Raw genomic sequence first — 15,881 nt, 5'->3', positions numbered from 1 at the left:
GGCGCCCGCTGGCGTCGCTGGCCTCACCTCATTGCGCCACGACCACACCCCATGGCGTCTCGCCCACCCCGATCTGCTTGATCTCCTTCATCGCCGCCGTGTCGATGACGCTGACGCTGTTGGACCGGCCGTTGGCCACGTACAGCGCCTTGCCGTCCGCGCTCAGCGCCGGATTCCACGGCCGCTGCCCGACCGGGATCTCGGCCAGCGTGCGCCGCGCGGCGGTGTCGATCACGCTGACCGTGCCGGCGCCGTTGGACGCGTACACGCGGCTGCCGTCGCGGGCGATGGCGATGCCGGCGGTGCGCTGCCCGGCTGGAATGCTGGCCACGCGCTTGCGCGCCGCCAGATCGATCACGTCGACCACGTTGGCCGACTCCTGCGCCACGTAGACCGTCTTGCCGTCGGGCGCGAACGCCATGCCGCGCGGATGCCCGCTGGTGGCGATGACGCCGGTGGACGTGCCGGCCTGCACGTCGATCACGTCCAGGTCGTTGGAGCCTTCGTTGCTGGTCAGCAACAACGCGCCGTCCGGGGTGTAGACGCAGTGTTCCGGCGCCTGCCCGCGGGTGGCGATGTGCGCGCCGATCGCGAAGCTGGCCGGGTCGATCAGCATCACCTGGTTCTGGCCTTCCACGCATACCGCGAGTTGGCGACCATCCGGCGCCACCGCGACGCCTTCGGCGTTCTCGCCGATGTCGACGCTGCGCAGCACGCGGTCCTGCACGGTATCCAGCTCCAGCAGGCGATGGCCCTGCGCGTCGATGACGTACAGATGCCCGGCCGGCCCCGGCACCACCTGCTGCAGGCGCTTGCCGAGCTGGCCCTGCGCCGACAGCGTGCGCACCACGCGGTCGCTGCCGGTGTCGATCACCGAAATGGTGCCGCTGCGCTGGTTCGGTACGTAGGCCAGCGCCGCCGCGCTGGCCGCAGGCGCCGGTGCGGCCGCCGCGGCATCGGTGCCGGCCGCCGGCGCAGGCGTGCGCTGGCAGGCCGCGGCGAACAGCGACAGCGCGACCACGGCGGACAAGCGCAACCCGTTCCTCATTGCGTGGCGCCCGCGGTCTTGTTGATGGAGTGGATGAAGGCCAGCAGCTTCTCGGTATCGTCCGGCTTGAGCACCGGCCCGAATGGCGGCATCTGCCCCACCACCTTCTCGTGGCCGATCCGGGTCTTGCCGTGCGCGGCCATGCCGGCGGTGCCTTCGATGATCAGGGTACGCAAGGTGTCGTCGTCGTTGCCGTACACCCAGATGTCGTTGGTCAGCGGCGGGCACATGCCGCCGCCACCGGTGCCGCCGTGGCAGGCGGTGCAGCCGGCGGAGTTGAAGATCGCCTTGCCCTCGGCGACCAGTTCCGGGGTGACCTTGACCGGCGGTCCCTTCGGAATCGGCGTCACCGCCGCAGCCGGTGCCGGTGCCGGTGCGGCGGCAGCGGCGGGCGCGGCCGCCGTCGGGACGGAGGCAGGCGCAGACGCGGGCGCCGCGGCAGGGGCGGCCGGTGCGGGGGTGGCCGCCGGGGCTGGTGGCGTCTCCTGCTTGCCGCAGGCGGCCAACAACAGGAGCGAAGCGAACAGGAACACGGGAAACAGCAGGGAGACGGTGCGACGACGGATGGAGGCAGGACGCATGGGGACAACACCTTTGCGGAGTGCACGATGGGAAGAACAGGCCGCGCGAACGGCGTGTGCGGGACGGCAGGAAGCGGTCATTGCGTGCGGCGGTGCTGGGCCTCCGTCAACAGGTGGGCGAGTTCGGCATTGCCGCGTTGCTGGGCCAGCGCTGCCGGGGTCTTGCCGTCGGCGTCGCGCGCATCGGCGCTGGCACCGGCGGCGAGCAGGCGCCGGGCGCTGTCCTCGCGCCCGGCCGCGGCGGCGAGCATCAACGGGGTGACGCCGGCGCGGTTCGCACGGTCGGCCTCGGCGCCGCGCTTGAGCAGCAGGTCGAGGATCGTCGGATCGTTGCGCGCCACCGCGAACATCACCGGGGTGAAGCCGGCCGGATTGGCGCGGCGCACGCTGGCGCCGGCGTCGAGCAACGCCTGCACCACGTCGGCATCGGCGTAGGAGATCGCCAGGTCCAGCGGCGTCCAGCCGTCGGTGGACACGGCCTCGACCTTGGCGTGATGCGCCAGCAACTGCGCGACGCTCTTGCCGTCGTTGGACCACGCCGCCTTCATCAGCGGCGTCCAGCCATTGCTGTCGCGGCGTTCGACCTGGGCACCGGCGGCCAGCAGTTCGCCGACCAGCAGCGGCGCCTGGTTGCGGATCGCCTGCTGCAGCGGCGGCTCGCCGAGCCGGTTGGGCTGGTCGGCGCTGGCGCCGTGACGCAGCAGCCAGGCCACGCGCACGCCATCGCCGGCGTCGAGCGCATGCGCCAGTTCCTCGTCGGGATCGGCGCCACCGGCGATGCGCAGCTGCAATTGCGCCAGCATGTCAGATGACGCCTGCGCACTGGGGGTGTCGTCTTGGTCAGCAGGCACCGGATAGGGGCCGTGCGAGCGCAGGTCGCCGGCGACGATGCAATCGGCGCAGGTCACCAGCGGCACGTGGTAATCGCGCAGGATCGCGTCGATCTTGCCGGCGCTGCGCTGCATCGCCGCGTTCAGCGCATCGCGCAGTGCCGCGTTCTTGCGCGACACTGCCCACGCCATCGAATACTCCAGCACCTCGTTGTCGATGACGTTCAACGGCACCACGCCGAGGCCGCCGCGCGCGGCGTAATAGCCGGCCACCGGCCCCCAGGATTCGGCGGCATCGAGCTTGCCGGCGGCGACCTGCTCGGCGAGCTTGCCGGGATGCTCCTGCGGCGCACTGGCCGAGTCGTAGAACAGGTACTGCACCTCGCCCTGCACGCCATGGTCGAACAGCGCCTGCCGCGCCGGCGAACTCTGGAACACGCCGACCTTGAGTTTTTTCAACGCCGGATCGTCGAGCGAAGCCGGCCGCAGCTCCAGGCCCTTGCGGGTGACCAGCACATAGGTGGAGCGATACAGCGGGCGCGTGGGCAGGCCCATCTCGAAATCGCTGTTCATGTCCATCAGCACGTCGCAACGCCCGGCGTTGATCGTGCTGCGCGCCAGGCCGCGCTGGTAGTAGCTGCGCCACGCGTACTCCAGGCGCCGGCCCATCTCCGCGGCCACCACCTGCGCGATCTTGTTCTGGAACCCCTCGCCTGCGCGATCGGACAACGGCATGTTGCCGGGATCGGCGCAGACCCGCAGCACCGGCGCATCGGCCGGCAGCGTGGCAGCGGGCGCGGCCGAGGCCGGCGCCGCGGTGGCGGCTGGGGCAGCAGAAGCGCGAGCCGCCGCGGACGACGGCTCGCGCGTGCAGCCTGCGGCGACGAGTCCGAGGCTGCACAACAGCAACACGGCGCGCGCGCCCGCAGGCAGGCGCCACGAGCCGGGCGCCATGCGGCCCCCGCTCGCCTCCTGGACGCGGCGCCGCCGGCTCATCGCACCGTCTTGGCGGCGACCGCCGCGCTGCCGCCACCCGCGGCCGCGGTGGCGGTCGTGGTGGGGGTGACGGTCTTGCCGGCGCCGTCGATGCGGAAGGTGTGCACCATGCCGCCCAACGGGATCTTGTCGAAGCCGTTGCTGAAGGCCAGGCCCGCGGCCCCCAGCGCGCCGTACGGATCGCCCGGATCCAGGCCGGCGGCGACCGGCAGGCCGATCCAGCCGCCGATGCCCGAGAACACCGCCACGTACTGGTGGCCGTTGGCCTTGTAGGCGATCGGGTTGCCGATGATGCCCGAGGGCAACTTGGTCTCCCACAGCTTCTTGCCGGTGTCCTTGTCCACGGCGCGGAACCAGCCGTCCAGCGTGCCGTAGAACACCAGTCCGCCGTCGGTGACCAGGGTGCCGCTCCACACCGGGAACTTCTCCTTGATCTCCCACCTGGATTTGCCTTCGACCACGTCGAACGCCTTGACGATGCCCAGCGCGCCGGGCTCGTTCGGCTTCATCATCACGTTGGCGAACACGTAGGGCAGGCCCATCATGGTGTTGCCGCGCTCCTGCGGGTCCAGCTCCATGTGCCAGTTGTTGGTGCCGCAGAAGAACACCGCCGCATTGGCCGGATCCACCGAGCACGGCTGCTGGTCCTTGCCGCCCATCGCCGAGGGGAACGCCTCGACCTTGCGGCCGCGCTCCAGCGGCGAATGCGCCGCGACCTTGACCGGGCGCCCGGTCTTCATGTCGATGCGCTCGGCCCAGTTGGCCGGCACGAACTTGTTGGCGCGCAGCAGGGTCCCGTCGCGACGGTCGAGCACATAGGCGAAGCCGTTGCGATCGAACTGCACCACCGAGGGCACCTGCTTGCCGTCGATGGTCAGGTCCACCAGGATCGGCTCGTTGATGCCGTCGTAGTCCCACTGGTCGAACGGGGTCTTCTGGTAGCCCCACACCGCTTCGCCGGTGTCGATCTTGCGCGCGAACAGGGTCATCGACCACTTGTTGTCGTACTCGCCGCTATCGCACTCCTTCTGCGTGGTCTTGCCGCAGCGGTACGACGGGCTCCACAGGCCGGGATTGCCGGTGCCGTAGTAGACCAGCTTGAGTTTGGGGTCGTAGCTGTACCAGCCCCAGGCCGCGCCGCCGCCGCGCTTCCAGCCTTCGTCTGGATAGGTCTTCTGGCCGAGGTCGCCGAGCTGGCCGTGCTGCGGATTGGCCTTGTTGAAGTCCGGGCCGAGGCAGATGTCCTTGTCGGTGCCGGTGGCTTCGCAGGACCAGGCCTGCTTGCCGTCGGCCAGCGCATACGCGGCGACGCGGCCGCGCACGCCGAACTCGTTGCCGCTGATGCCGGCCACGACCTTGCCGTCGGCGATGATCGGGGCCATGGTGATGGTCTCGCCCTTCTCCGGATAGGCGAGCTTCTGCTTCCACACTTCCTTGCCGGTCTTGGCATCGAGCGCGATCACGTCGCCGCTGAGGCTGCCGAACACCACCTTGCCGTCGGCGTAGGAGGCGCCACGGTTGACCGTGTCGCAGCAGGCCACCGCCACCGCGCGCTCGTCCTGCTGCGGGGTGTACTTCCACAGCACCTTGCCGTTGTCTTCCTGCGACAGGTCGATCGCGAACACGTTGTTCGGATAGGCGCTGACCATGTACATGGTGCTGCCCACCACCAGCGGCTGGCCTTCGTGGCCGCGGGTGGCGTCGGTCTTCATCTCCCACGACATCTTCAGATTCTTGACGTTGTCGCGGTTGATCTCGGCCAGCGGGCTGTGCCGGGTCAGGCCGAAATCGCGGCCGACGCCGCCCCAGTTGTCGGGGTTGGCGGCATTGCTGGCGAACTCACTGTCGGTATCGGCGACCGCGGCCGGCGCGGCGGCCGGCGGTTGCTGCGCGGCGGCCGGCGCGGCCGGCGCCGCGGCCTCTTCCTGCTTCTTGCAGCCCGCAAGCGCCAACGCAGTGGCCAGTGCGAGCAATGTACAAGCCTGGGTACGACGTGGATGACTGTGCATCGTTCTACTCCCCTCGTTGAAGAGCCGCGACAGCTGCACCTGGTGGGCGTGTGCCACGGAACCTGAAGCGTGGGTATCTACGAGCAACGTCCATGCCATCGCGCCGCTGCGATGCAACATCCCCTGACGGACGGATCACAACGTCGGTGGTTGTCCCAGCGCTGCACGCATCGCGATCGAAGGCGTCTCGAGAACGTGACACTTTGTGCCATGCCCTTGCATCGCGATTGGCGCAGTGCCGGCACGCGCGCGTGGCACCGCCTGTGCCATCGGCGCGCACGCTGCCGTCCCACGCGGATGCGCACGGCGCAACGCGCGGTGGCAGCGCGCACGCGGCACGCCCGCCGCCGCGTGGGACGGCGGAATCGGGTGAACGCGCGACGGCGCGCAGCCGCCGCGGAGCAACGGTCAGTGCGGCTGCGGCCCGGCGTGGTCCTGCCACCACGCCAGCAGCGCGGCGCAATCGGCGAAGTGCAGGTCGGCCAGCGCCGGCCAGGGATTGTCCGGATGCAGCAGCACGGTGGTGGCGCCGGCATGGCGCCCGCACTGCAGGTCGTAGGCGTGGTCGCCGACCATCGCCAGCGCCTGCGGTGCCACGCCCCAGTGCTCGGCCAACTGCAGCAGGCCGCCGGGATGCGGCTTGGGCGGCGCCTCGTCGCGGCCGAGGATGGTCACCTCCTCGAACAGGTCGTCGACCTCGATCTCTTCCAGCGTCAACTGCGCCAGTTCGCGCGCATTGCGGGTGAGCACCGCCAGCCGGCAATCGGCGGCGTGCAGGGTGCGCAGCAGCGCCGGCGCGCCATTGGCCGCGGTGGCCTCCTGGGCAAGGACGCGCTCGTGCTCCAGCAGCCAGGCGTGCTTGCTGGCGCGCTGCGCCTCCGGCAGCGCCGCCAGGTGCTGCAGGATGTCGGCCTGCGGCGGGATCTGCAGTTCGCGGCGGATCAATGCGAAATCGTGTACGGCGCGGGTCAGGGTGCCGTCCATGTCGAACACCCAGTGGCGCACCTGGCGCAGCGCCTCGGCCGATGGCGGTATCGCAGCGTGCATCGTGCTCAATCCCAGCCCGGCATCTGCGCGCCGTCCAGGCCGCCGGTCTCGAAGACCGCGGTGCGGGTGCCGCCGGCCTTCACCGGGAAGGTGATCTGCAGCACCGTGGTCTTGCGCGCCAGCTTCCACAGCGCCTTGTCGTCGCTGATGAACATGGCGATGGCCTCGTCGGTCTTGGGCCGCCAGGCCGCGGCCGCGCGCGGCGGCGCGTCGTCGGCCTTCAGTTCCACCTTGCAGCCGCCGGCGCAGCGGAAATCGCCGGACTGCAGCACCAGGTAGGCGCTGCGCTTCCATTCCGGATGGTCGCGGAACACCAGTTGCACCGGCTTGGGGCCGCTGCCGTCCACGTCGACCTTGTCGCGGCTGTACAGCATCGCCGAGCGCTGCACGCCCTTGCCGGCCGGCACCTGCGAGTACTGCCAGGCCGCCTGCATGCGCCGCAGCTCGCGCGCCGCCTCGCCCTTGGCCTTGACCTCGGCGTAGCCGGGCTGGATGCGTTCGGCCGCGTCCGACCCGGGATACTGCTGCAGCAGCGCCGCGCCGTGGATCCGCGCCAGGTCCCAGTTGCCCGACTTCACCGCGGCGTCGTACTGCTTGGCCAGGTCGTCGGCGGCCTGCGCCTTGGCCTGCGCTTCGGCGGCCGCCTGCGCCTTGCGCTCGGCCTCGTGATCGCCGCAAGCGGCCAGGGCGACGGCGCACAGCGCGCCGAGCAGGATGCGTTTCATCGTGGGGTTCCTCGTTGGATCAGGGTGTCGATGGCCTGCGCGACCTCGGCGGGCTTCTCGACGATGGACATGTGGCCGCTGCCGTCCAGCAGCACCTGGATCGCCTGCGGCAGGCGTTGCGCGTACAGCGCCAGCGCGCTGGCGTCGATCACCGCATCCTGCACGCAATTGAGCAGCAGCGCCGGCTGGCGGATGTGCGCGGCCTCCTCGAACGGCAGGAACGCCTCCTCGCCGCGGCCGATGCGCGCCAGCACCTGCTGTTCGAACGCCGCCTCGCGGCGGCGCCAGGCCACCACCGCCGGCACCGCCCAGCGCGGGATGCGCGGCTTGGCGCGATCGAGCAGGAACACGGTGTCGATGTAGCGCTGCAACGATGCGGCATCGTGCACCGCGAACGGATTGTGCCCATCCAGCACCGCCTGGCCGAAGGCGTTGTCGGCGAAGCGGACGCCGGCGGCGTTGAACAGACCGACCCGGTCGAATACCGCCGGATGCCGCGCCGCGGCCAGCGCGGCGATGCCGCCGCCCATCGAATGCCCGAGCAGCACGCAGTCGCTGCCCGCACGGCGCGCGCACTGCCGCGCGAACGCGGCCACGCGCTCGGCCTGCGCAACGAAGCCGTAATCCTGCCCGGCGATGCGCTGGCTCTCGGCCCAGCCGGGCAGGTCCGGGATCACCAGGTGATAGCGGGTGCCCAGCGCGCGCGCCAGCGGCAGCCAGTTCTCCTTGCTGCCGGTGAAGCCGTGCACCAGCAGCAGGGTCGGCGCAGCGGGATCGGCCGCGGCGCGCACCAGATAGGTCCAGGCATGCCCGGCGACGTGCGCCTGGCGGCGCTGCAGTCCGCTGCCGCGCCGCTGGCGCAGGCTTTCCAAACGCACCAGCAGGAACGGATCGCGCAGCACCAGCACCATGCCGATCAGCGCCGCCACCACCAGCAGCACCCCTGCCAGCAGCAGCCAGGCCATGGTCAGCACCAGCACGGCGACACCAGGGGGCGGATCCGGGTCATGCGCTCACACCACCACGTCGGCTTCGCCGAGATGGAGGGCCAGCCACACGGTCGGCTGGTCGGGATCGGTGAAGGTGACCCAATGCGGCGTGTCGGCGGGGATGAACAGATGGTCGCCCGGCGCCAGCGTCACCTCGCGCTCGCATAGCACCACCCGCGCGCTGCCGCGCAGCAGCAGCACCCATTCGTCGTGCGCCTGCTGGTAGGGCGTGTCCTGCGGCGTGGTCTGTCCGTGCGAGACGATGCGCTCCACACGGCAACCGGAGCGCCGGAGCAATTCGGTGAAGACTTCGCCGCCACGCGCATCGGGCAGCGCGGCCAGCAGGGAACCGGACAGGACGCGGGCGTCGCTCATCTCACCGCCTCGCCTGGCGCAGGTGGGTCCGCTTGCATCGGCTCCGGCCGTCGCCTGCCGGGGCGATGGCGCTTGCAGCGGAGACCGGGGCGGCGGTGGCGGACGATGTCATGCACGCATGGACCGGGAACCATCGGGACTGCCGAGGATATCGCGAATGCGTGGCAGCGGGTCACTGCCCAGCAGCGGCGGCGCGTGTGGAATTCGTTAACGCCGTGGTGGACATGCGCACCTCCTGAGGAAGCGCATGCGACGCCGCGCACGATGACATGGCGCAACGCGCGCTCGCCCAATCCGTCGCCACGATCGTCTCGCTCCAGCACGGCGCGATCATCGCAACCTGCCTGTCGCACAAACGCACACGGCGCCGGGATCGCTCCCGGCGCCGTGTGCGCGGTCTGCCGCGGACGCCGCGCGTCAGTGCGCGGTGCTGCCCGCCTTGGCCTTGTCCAGCATCTCCTGCACCGACACCGTGGTGATCGGGTGGTAGCCGGGCTTGGCCTTGGCGAACACTTCCTCGGCGAAGGCCAGCCCGTCCGGGGTCTTCACCAGTTCGGCGTAGATCGGCAGGATCAGCTTGCGGCGGCCGACGCGGGCGATGAACTCGCCGGCGGCCGGGCGCGCGTCCACATAGCCGCTGCGGATCGCCAGCGGATACCAGCGCATGGCGATCTCGCCGTTGGCGGTGCCGGTGAAGTGATAGGCGTCGTCGAGCTGCTTGAGCTGCGCCGGGGTCAACTTCTCGCCCAGGCCGCTGAGGAAGCGCGTCCACTCCTGGGTGCTCCACGCATCGGTCACCTGCTTGCCCGGCAGCGTGCCGCTGCCGGTCCAGGCGATGCGCGCGGTGTCGACCATGGCGAAGTTGCGCGAGCGCGCCTTCTGCGCGAACGCCGGGATGCCCGGTTCGTCCAGCCACGCATGCAGTTCCTGCGCGGTCACCGCGTCGGGCTTCTTGGCCAGCAGATGGGTCTTGAGGTACTCGACGAACTGGTCGGTGTTGGCGCTCTGGAACGCGTGGTCGTCGAACCAGCCACGCAGGAACGGATCGAAGATGTCGCGACCGAAGCGCTGCTCCAGGAACTGCAGGAACCACGCGCCCTTGACGTAGGCGACCTGGCTCAGCGCCTCGTCCGGATCGCGCTCGGTCAGCGCCGGCAGCGCCAGCGCCTGGTCGGCCGGGCTCATGCCCTTCAGTTCGGCGAGCAGGTCGGTCTGGTCGATCTCGCGCTCCATCTCCGCCGCTTCCGGGCCGTACAGCGCCTCGGTGATGCGCGCCTGCACGTAGGTGGTGAAGCCTTCGTTGAGCCAGATGTCCTTCCAGCTGGCGTTGGTCACCAGGTTGCCGGACCAGCTATGCGCCAGCTCGTGCGCGATCAGCGACACCAGCGACTTGTCGCCGACGATCACCGTCGGGGTGGCGAAGGTCAGGCGCGGATTCTCCATGCCGCCGAACGGGAACGACGGCGGCAGCACCAGCATGTCGTAGCGGCCCCAGCGGTACGGACCGTACAGCGTCTCGGCGGCCACGATCATCTTCTCGGTGTCCTCGAACTCCTTGGCCGCCTTGTCGACCATCGCCGGCTCGGCCCACACGCCCGAGCGCGCCGAGATCGGCTTGAACACTAGGTCGCCGGCGGCGATCGCCAGCAGGTAGGACGGGATCGGCTGCGGCATCTTGAAGCGATAGTCGCCGTTGCGCACCGCCTTGGGATCGTTGTCGGCGCTCATCAGCACCATCACGTCCGGACGCGAGACCACGTGCGCGCTGTAGGTGAAGCGCACGCTCGGCGTGTCCTGCAACGGCACCCACGAACGCGCGTGGATCGCCTGCGACTGGCTGAACATGAAGGGCAGTTGCTTGCCCTCGGTCATCGACGGCTCCAGCCACTGCAGGCCCGAGGCGGTCGGCGCGGTGTGGTAGGTGATGCTGATCGTCTGCGGCTGCGTCGGCGCCTCGATGGTCAGCTTGCTGCCGTAGATCTTGTCGGCCGGCGCCAGCGCGTACTGCAGCGGCGCCTGCTGGCCCTTGCCGTCGTCGGCCTGCACCTTCTCGATGGTCAGGTCGCGCGTGTCCAGCACGAGTTGCTTGGCGCTCTTGTCCTTCCAGTCCAGCGTGTAGGTGGCGGTGCCGCCGATCTGCTTGCTGTCGAAATCCAGCTTCAGATCCAGCGCCAGGTCCTTGATCACGACCTTGGACGGCTCGGCGTAGGACGTCTCGTCGTGGCTGCGGTCGGCCGGCTTGGCCGCGGCGGGCGCCGGCTTGGCGGCAGATGCGGCCGCATCGGGCGCAGGCGCTTCACGGGAACACCCGGACGCGACCATCGCGGCCAGGGACAACAACAGGAACGGGGAACGCATGGCAGACAGCACCGGTTCGGGGAAACCGGAAGTTTACCGGAAGGCCTGGGATTCGGGATTTGGGAGTGGGGATTCGCAACGGCAGTGCGGCGCGTGCTGACGAATCCCGAATCTTCAGTCCCCAATCCCGCCTCCACTCAGATCTTGTCGCCGAGTGGATCGCCACGATGCCGCCGGCAAGGTTCTTGTAGTGGCTGCGGGCGAAGCCGGCTGCTCCATCCTTGCCTTCGCGTCCTGCGGCGGATGCTTGCGCCGGCGCCGCCGGACCGCGCGTCGGGACTGAAGTCCCCCCACAAGGACGGCACAGCACCGCGATCGGTCAGCAACCGATCGCCCGCTCTTGCGATTCCCCAATCCCGATTCCCCAATCCCGGCTCTAAATCTTGTAGCCCGAGTGGATCGCCACGATGCCGCCGGTGAGGTTCTTGTAGTGGCTGCGAGCGAAGCCCGCCTCTTCCATCATGCCCTTCAGCGCGTCCTGCGGCGGATGCTTGCGGATGCTCTCGGCCAGGTACTGGTAGCTGTCGGCGTCCTTGGCGAACAGCTTGCCCAGGCGCGGCAGCACCTTGAACGAATGGAAGTCGTACAGCGGCTTGAACCAGTCGGCGGTGACTTCGGAGAACTCCAGCACCCGCGCCTGGCCGCCGACCTTGAGCACGCGGTACATCTCGCGCAGCGCCGCGTCCTTGTCGGTGACGTTGCGCAGGCCGAAGGCGATGGTCACCAGGTCGAAGCTCTGGTCCGGGAACGGCAGCGCCTCGGCATTGCATTGCACGTAGTCCAGGCCCGCGACCAGGCCGCGATTGGTGAGGCGGTCGCGGCCCACCGAGAGCATGCCGGCGTTGATGTCGCCCAGCACGATCTCGCCGTCGGCGCCGACCCGGTCCTTCAGCAGCGCGGCGATGTCGCCGGTGCCGCCGGCCAGGTCGAGCACGCGGTCGCCCGGCTTGACCTGCGCGGTGGCGACGAAATAGCGCTTCCAGACCCGATGGATGCCCATGCTCATCAGGTCGTTCATCAGGTCGTAGTTGCCGGCGACCGAGGTGAAGACCTCGCCGACCAGCTTCTGCTTGTCCTTGGCGGCGACGTCGCGGAAGCCGAAATGGGTGGTACCGGTCTTGTAGGGAGATTCGCTCATGCCGGGATTATCGCACTGCCGGCCGCTGCGTGCCGGTGAAGCGCCGCACGGGATGACAGCCGCCGGCCGCCTGGGCCAGACTGCCGGCAGACTCCCGTTCCCCAGGCCATTCCATGCTGACCACGCCCGACTACCGCGCCCTGCTCGACACCGCCATCGCCGAAGCCCGCCAGGGCCTGGCCGAGGGCGGCATCCCGATCGGCGCCGCCCTGTACCACCGCGACGGCCGCCTGCTCGGCTGCGGCCACAACCGCCGCGTGCAGGAGGGCGACCCGTCCGTGCACGGCGAGACCGACGCCTTCCGCAAGGCCGGACGCCAGCGCCGCTACAAGGACACCATCATGGTCACCACTCTGGCGCCGTGCTGGTACTGCAGCGGCCTGGTGCGGCAGTTCAACATCGGCACGGTGGTGGTCGGCGAATCGGTGACCTTCCAGGGCGGCATCGACTGGCTGCGCGAGAGCGGCGTGGAGGTCATCGACCTGCACAGCCAGGAGTGCATCGACCTGCTCGGCGGCTTCATCGCCGCCCACCCGGACGTGTGGAACGAGGATATCGGCGAGGACTGAGCGGCCCGCCGCGGGCGTCGGGCTCGGCACACCAGGCAAGTCGCCAGCCGCCGCACCAACCAGCCCAAACCGGGCAACGCCGACCGACGCCAATCCGGCGCGCCGACTTGCCCCGCCGAACCTTGCCGCCGCAGCGCCGGCAACCCTGCGCCGCCATGGCCTGAGCCCCCGCGCCAGCCGTCTGGGAGTGGCCTTGCCACTCGAGTGTTATATTGTTTCAAAATCAATACCGATCGCACTGCATGCCGTCTGTTGCCCTCGCCTCACCTACCTCCCTCGCCGTCCCCGCAACGCCCGCCGCGCGGCTGGCCTCGATCGATCTGCTGCGCGGCACGGTGATGCTGCTGATGCTGCTCGACCACGTGCGCGAGACCTTCTACCTGCATCACCCGGTCGGCGACCCGATGGAGGTGGAGGGCACGGCGCCGGCGCTGTTCGTCGCGCGCACCCTGGCGCACCTGTGCGCGCCGGTCTTCGTGTTCCTGACCGGCCTGTCGGCCTGGCTGTACGCGGCGCGGCAGGCCGACGGCCGCGCGGCGGCCGCCAGCTTCCTGCTCAAGCGCGGCCTGTTCCTGATCGTGCTGGAGCTGACCCTGGTCAACCTGGCCTGGAGCGGCGCCTTTCCGCCGCAGGCGCTGTACCTGCAGGTGATCTGGGCGATCGGCCTGAGCATGCTCGCGCTGGCCGCGCTGCTGTGGCTGCCGCGACCGGCGCTGGCGCTGCTGGGCGCGGCGCTGGTCGCCGGTCACCACCTGCTGGACGAGGTGCAGGTCCAGGGCGACGGCCCGCTGGCCGCCGTCTGGGCGGTGCTGCACGACCGGCGCTGGCTGGAGCTGGGTGACCTGCGCCTGCGCACCTCCTATCCGGTGCTGCCGTGGATCGGGGTGATCGCGCTCGGCTACGCCGCCGGCCCCTGGTACGGCGCCGCCACCGATCCGACGCAACGCCAGCAGCGCCTGCTGGCCTGCGGACTCGGCGCACTGGCCGGGTTCCACTTGCTGCGCTGGCACAACGGTTACGGCGATGCGCCGTGGCAGGTGCAGGACGACCTCGCGCATACCGCGATGAGCTTCTTCAACGTCACCAAGTACCCACCGTCGCTGCAGTTCCTGCTGCTGACCCTGGGCGTGGGCCTGCTGTTGCTGCGCCTGTACGAACACCCCACCGTGGCCCGCGCGCTGGCGCCGCTGGCGGCGATCGGCGCGGCGCCGATGTTTTTTTACCTGCTGCACCTGTACGTATTGAAGCTCGCCTACCTGGCCGCGGTGGCGCTGTGGGGCGCCAACCAGGGCGATCTGTTCGGCGTGGACAGCGTGGCCGCCTTGTGGGCGATCGCCGCCTTGCTGGGCCTGGCCCTGTACTGGCCCACCGCCGCGTTCGCGCGGCTGAAGGCGCGGCGCCGCGACCTGGCCTGGCTGCGCTACTTCTAGCGACGGGCCGGGGTGGTTCATCTGCGTGCAATGCCGGCGTGCTCGACTGCCGCTTCCTTCGTCCGCGCCTGGAGACCTGCGATGTCCACCCGCCTGCCGCCGTTGCTGCTGATCGGTCTGACCCTTGCCGCATGCGCCGGATGCGCGACGGCGGCGAGCAAGCGCGACGCCTGGGTGGTGCAGCAGATCCACGACTACAACCATCCCTACGCCGCGCAGCAGACCGAGCTGGACACCAAGATGGCGACCATGGCCACGAGCGCCTACGCCTTCTACCGCGGCACCGACCACATCTTCTACCAGGACATGAAAACCCTGCCGGGCTCGCTGTGGACCTCGCCGCAGACCGGCTACACCTGGCTCGGCGGCGACACCCACCTCGGCAACTTCGATGCGGCGCGCGACAGCAGCGGCAAGGCGGTGTTCAAGGTCGCCGACTTCGACGAGGGCCACCTCGGCCAGTACGTGTGGGACCTGCGCCGGCTGGCCGCGAGCATGGTCCTGGCCGGCCGCGACAACGGCCTGTCCGACAGCGACATCGGCGACGCCATCGACACCATGGTCGGCGCCTACCTGGACAAGATCGCCGATTTCCGCGGCAGCGACGCCGAAGCGAGCTTCCAGCTGAGCAAGCGCAACACCAGCGGTGCGGTAGCCAAGATCATCGACAGCGCCGACGGCAAGAGTCGCAGCAGCCTGCTGTCCAAGTACACCGTGGTCAACGGCGGCAAGCGTCAGTTCCAGGACCTGGACAACCTGGTCGCGGTGGACGCCAACACCGCCTCGGCGGTGGCCGCGGCGATGAACGGCTACCTCGGCTCGATCGCTGCGTCCAAGCGCTATGCGTCCAGCTACTACACCATCAAGGACGTGCACCAGAAGCTGGGCTCTGGCACCGGCAGCCTCGGCCGGCTGCGCCTGTACGTGCTGATCGAAGGCCCGAGTGCGTCGACCAGCGACGACGTGATCCTGGAATGGAAGCAGGAAGCGGCCAGCGTGGTGGCGGTGGCGGCGCCGTCGCAGATGCCGGCCTCCAGCTACGACAACAACGAGGGCGCGCGGGTCGCGCGCACCGCCAAGGCGCAGACCATCGACGCCGACGTGCTGGTCGGCTACGCCAGCATCAACGGCACCCCGTTCTACGTGCATGAGAAGTCGCCGTTCCAGCAGGACCTGGACCCGACCACGCTGGACAGCGCCGGCAAGCTCGCCACCGCCGCGACCTACCTGGGCCAGGCCCTGGCCTCGGCGCACGCGCTGTCCGACCAGGACTACGACCCGAACGTGGTGCCCTACAGCATCGACAAGCAGATCGACCAGGCGGTCACCAGCAAGAGCGGCCTGAAATCGGAACTGCGCCAGTTCGCGTTCGACTACGCCGCGCAGGTGCAACTGGACTGGCAGTCGTTCGTGGCCGCGTACAAGGCGGGCACGCCGCTGTATTGAGTTCGCGCCGGGTGCGGGCGGGTGACGCACGCTGTGCGGTTTTTGCGGCGTGCCCACGGCGGAGCCGCCTGTTGTAGGAGCGGCTTCAGCCGCGACGAGGCGTCACCGGGAAGGCCTGGTCGCGGCTGAAGCCGCTCCTACGACAGCAATACCATCTTCGGCGCGCGTATCCATGCATCGACTAGGCGGGCCCGCAAGCGCAATGGCTGCGGCACGTAACTCTTGTAGGAGCGGCTCAGCCGCGACGGGGCGTTACCGGGAGACCCGGTCGCGGCTGAAGCCGCTCCTACGACGCGCGCGACGCAGGCACGACATACGTTTTCAGGTGCACAGCGGCAGG

Annotated in this window: 12 protein-coding genes and 2 pseudogenes; 3 read left to right on the top strand and 11 right to left on the bottom strand. The window is 69.8% G+C overall.

The window, feature by feature from the left end:
• Nucleotides 1–28 precede the first annotated feature (28 nt).
• The 11 genes and pseudogenes from FHR56_RS13310 to ubiE form a co-directional block, all read right to left on the bottom strand.
• Entirely contained in the window at nucleotides 29–1,048 is a 1,020-nt protein-coding gene (locus FHR56_RS13310; protein WP_160945456.1) for a beta-propeller fold lactonase family protein, read from the bottom strand.
• Nucleotides 1,045–1,629, bottom strand: a complete 585-nt coding sequence (locus FHR56_RS13305) for a c-type cytochrome (protein WP_160945457.1) — start codon at nucleotides 1,627–1,629, stop codon at nucleotides 1,045–1,047. Before FHR56_RS13305 ends, FHR56_RS13310 begins: the two co-directional genes overlap by 4 nt.
• Nucleotides 1,630–1,706: 77 nt before the next feature.
• Nucleotides 1,707–3,371, bottom strand: a pseudogene (locus tag FHR56_RS13300) (quinoprotein dehydrogenase-associated putative ABC transporter substrate-binding protein); the annotation flags it as partial.
• Between the two features lie 80 nt (nucleotides 3,372–3,451).
• Complete coding sequence (locus tag FHR56_RS13295; RefSeq protein ID WP_160945458.1) at nucleotides 3,452–5,464, bottom strand: methanol/ethanol family PQQ-dependent dehydrogenase; 2,013 nt, start codon at nucleotides 5,462–5,464, stop codon at nucleotides 3,452–3,454.
• Nucleotides 5,465–5,872: 408 nt separating this feature from the next.
• A complete protein-coding gene (locus tag FHR56_RS13290; protein WP_160945459.1) occupies nucleotides 5,873–6,511 on the bottom strand; it encodes an HAD family hydrolase in 639 nt (212 codons plus the stop codon).
• Nucleotides 6,512–6,516: 5 nt separating this feature from the next.
• On the bottom strand, nucleotides 6,517–7,236 hold the full coding sequence (locus FHR56_RS13285) for a hypothetical protein (RefSeq protein WP_160945460.1): 720 nt from the start codon (nucleotides 7,234–7,236) through the stop codon (nucleotides 6,517–6,519).
• Nucleotides 7,233–8,216: an alpha/beta fold hydrolase gene (locus FHR56_RS13280; protein WP_160945461.1), complete on the bottom strand. Its 984-nt coding sequence runs from the start codon at nucleotides 8,214–8,216 to the stop codon at nucleotides 7,233–7,235. Before FHR56_RS13280 ends, FHR56_RS13285 begins: the two co-directional genes overlap by 4 nt.
• Nucleotides 8,217–8,249: 33 nt before the next feature.
• Entirely contained in the window at nucleotides 8,250–8,600 is a 351-nt protein-coding gene (locus FHR56_RS13275; protein WP_160945462.1) for a cupin domain-containing protein, read from the bottom strand.
• Nucleotides 8,601–9,017: 417 nt separating this feature from the next.
• Nucleotides 9,018–10,958 (bottom strand): M1 family metallopeptidase, encoded by a 1,941-nt coding sequence (locus FHR56_RS13270; protein ID WP_160945463.1) that lies wholly within the window; start codon nucleotides 10,956–10,958, stop codon nucleotides 9,018–9,020.
• Nucleotides 10,959–11,109: 151 nt separating this feature from the next.
• Nucleotides 11,110–11,210, bottom strand: a pseudogene (locus FHR56_RS13265) (bifunctional demethylmenaquinone methyltransferase/2-methoxy-6-polyprenyl-1,4-benzoquinol methylase); the annotation flags it as partial.
• A 124-nt stretch (nucleotides 11,211–11,334) separates the two neighbouring features.
• A complete protein-coding gene (ubiE, locus tag FHR56_RS13260) occupies nucleotides 11,335–12,096 on the bottom strand; it encodes a bifunctional demethylmenaquinone methyltransferase/2-methoxy-6-polyprenyl-1,4-benzoquinol methylase UbiE (RefSeq protein ID WP_160945464.1) in 762 nt (253 codons plus the stop codon).
• A gap of 113 nt (nucleotides 12,097–12,209) precedes the next feature.
• On the opposite strand from ubiE, the gene FHR56_RS13255 reads away from it, so the two are divergent.
• The 3 genes from FHR56_RS13255 to FHR56_RS13245 all read left to right on the top strand — a co-directional run bounded on the left by FHR56_RS13255 (nucleotide 12,210) and on the right by FHR56_RS13245 (nucleotide 15,541).
• Entirely contained in the window at nucleotides 12,210–12,665 is a 456-nt protein-coding gene (locus FHR56_RS13255; RefSeq protein WP_010341927.1) for a nucleoside deaminase, read from the top strand.
• Nucleotides 12,666–12,907: 242 nt separating this feature from the next.
• On the top strand, nucleotides 12,908–14,095 hold the full coding sequence (locus FHR56_RS13250; protein WP_160945465.1) for a heparan-alpha-glucosaminide N-acetyltransferase domain-containing protein: 1,188 nt from the start codon (nucleotides 12,908–12,910) through the stop codon (nucleotides 14,093–14,095).
• Nucleotides 14,096–14,176: 81 nt separating this feature from the next.
• Nucleotides 14,177–15,541 carry a DUF2252 family protein gene (locus FHR56_RS13245; protein ID WP_160945466.1) on the top strand — a complete coding sequence of 455 codons (1,365 nt, stop codon included), beginning with the start codon at nucleotides 14,177–14,179 and terminating at the stop codon, nucleotides 15,539–15,541.
• The last annotated feature ends 340 nt before the right edge of the window (nucleotides 15,542–15,881 follow it).

Origin of the sequence: Xanthomonas sp. F10, assembly GCF_014206815.1 — a bacterium.
Taxonomy (GTDB): domain Bacteria; phylum Pseudomonadota; class Gammaproteobacteria; order Xanthomonadales; family Xanthomonadaceae; genus Xanthomonas_A; species Xanthomonas_A indica.
The sequence above is the reverse complement of the archived record's forward strand: the minus strand, read 5'-3'. Positions and strand labels throughout refer to the sequence as shown.

Coding starts and splice junctions, on each gene's coding strand:
- FHR56_RS13310 (WP_160945456.1), bottom strand. CDS start 1,048: ATGAGGAACGGGTTGCGCTTGTCCGCCGTGGTCGCGCTGTCGCTGTTC.
- FHR56_RS13305 (WP_160945457.1), bottom strand. CDS start 1,629: ATGCGTCCTGCCTCCATCCGTCGTCGCACCGTCTCCCTGCTGTTTCCC.
- FHR56_RS13295 (WP_160945458.1), bottom strand. CDS start 5,464: ATGCACAGTCATCCACGTCGTACCCAGGCTTGTACATTGCTCGCACTG.
- FHR56_RS13290 (WP_160945459.1), bottom strand. CDS start 6,511: ATGCACGCTGCGATACCGCCATCGGCCGAGGCGCTGCGCCAGGTGCGC.
- FHR56_RS13285 (WP_160945460.1), bottom strand. CDS start 7,236: ATGAAACGCATCCTGCTCGGCGCGCTGTGCGCCGTCGCCCTGGCCGCT.
- FHR56_RS13275 (WP_160945462.1), bottom strand. CDS start 8,600: ATGAGCGACGCCCGCGTCCTGTCCGGTTCCCTGCTGGCCGCGCTGCCC.
- FHR56_RS13270 (WP_160945463.1), bottom strand. CDS start 10,958: ATGCGTTCCCCGTTCCTGTTGTTGTCCCTGGCCGCGATGGTCGCGTCC.
- ubiE (WP_160945464.1), bottom strand. CDS start 12,096: ATGAGCGAATCTCCCTACAAGACCGGTACCACCCATTTCGGCTTCCGC.
- FHR56_RS13255 (WP_010341927.1), top strand. CDS start 12,210: ATGCTGACCACGCCCGACTACCGCGCCCTGCTCGACACCGCCATCGCC.
- FHR56_RS13250 (WP_160945465.1), top strand. CDS start 12,908: ATGCCGTCTGTTGCCCTCGCCTCACCTACCTCCCTCGCCGTCCCCGCA.
- FHR56_RS13245 (WP_160945466.1), top strand. CDS start 14,177: ATGTCCACCCGCCTGCCGCCGTTGCTGCTGATCGGTCTGACCCTTGCC.